The organism is Riemerella columbina DSM 16469 (genome assembly GCF_000374405.1).
Taxonomy (GTDB): domain Bacteria; phylum Bacteroidota; class Bacteroidia; order Flavobacteriales; family Weeksellaceae; genus Riemerella; species Riemerella columbina.
On sequence record NZ_KB894278.1, the window covers coordinates 1 to 1,427 of the forward strand.

At 35.5% G+C, this 1,427-nt stretch carries 1 protein-coding gene; it reads left to right on the forward strand.

The annotated features are described in order from the left end of the window. A partial coding sequence (locus tag C237_RS13445; protein WP_033399023.1) for a tape measure protein occupies positions 1 to 1,427 on the forward strand: 1,427 nt, incomplete at both ends.

Sequence of the window (1,427 nt, forward strand, 5' to 3'; positions counted from 1 at the left end):
TTAGCAGAATTAGCCAAGAAGTTTGGTAAGACCACAGGCGAAATACAAAAAATGGTGTCTGAGGGGAAAATTGGATTTAAAGATGTAAAAGAAGTCCTATTTAGCCTTACAGACGAGGGCGGTATGTTCTTTAACCTTATGGATAAGCAGTCTGCATCTTTATCTGGGAAAATATCCAATTTGGGTGACGCTTTTGACCAAATGTTGAATAAAGTTGGCGAAAGCAATGAGGGGATTTTAAATAAAGGTATTGATGGACTTACATATCTGGTAGAACATTACGAAGATGTTATTAAAGTGCTTACAATATTGGTTTCAACTTATGGTTCTTATCGTGCAGCGTTGATTGTAACTTCTTTATTGCAGAAAGCACAAGTAACGCAACAATCAATATTAGCTTGGTTATCATTAGCCAAATCAATTAGAACCGTAAAGGATGCACAAGCATTATTAAACTTTACCATGTCTGCCAACCCTATTGGAGCAATCATCGCTTTAATTGGGCTTTTAACAGCCTCTTATGTTACCTATGGTGACGAGATAAAAAGGCTAATTGGAATTACAAAAGAAGCCACGGCAGAAATGAAAGTGCAGGAAGAAGTAGATAAAAAACTAACTGACACTTTTTCTAAAGGCGTGGTAGAAAAGAGAGCCAAGATTGAAAGCCTAATGGCGGTAATCAATAACGAAAACTCTACGCTTGAACAAAGACAAAGAGCCTATGAAAATCTTATTAAAATAGACCCGAGCTTTAGAGATACTTTAGATTCTCAGTATAAAGCCACTTATAGGTTAGGCGATGCCTTTGATCATGTGATAAAGAAGATGCAAGATTTTGCATTAGCACAAGCGAAAATGGCGGTGGTAAAAGATATTCTTGAAAGAAGCGCGAAGGCTGAGTTGGATGAATCGATGGCAAAAACAAGATATGAAAATGCAAAAAAATTAGAGGAAAAACTAACTCGGTTAGTTAAAGAGGGTAAGATAACTAATGCCGAAAGGGAAAGCAAATTACTTTCTGCTTATCCAGACATACAAAAACTGGGTGCAAAAGTAATAGAAACAGAAAGAAAAGTAAAAGAAGAAACACAAAAAGCAACAGAGGCTTTAACGGTTCAAAACAGCGAAATACATAAAGCTCAAAAAACATTAGAGCGAATAAACAAAAAAGAAAAGTCTGGGTGGAAAATGCAAGATGGCAGAAAATATGCCACAAAATACATTGAAGAATTTAGACAACAAAGAGAACAAGCAAAAACTATTTTAACTGGATATGGTATTTTAGAAGAAGTACCTGAAACCATTGACAATGCTACCGAAAATACCAAGAAAAAAGCCAAGAAACACCAAAAAGCCTTAGCGGAAATATATTCTAAAGATTCTATTAAGGATTTAGAAGAGCGGATTTCGCTTTTAAACAATGCTTT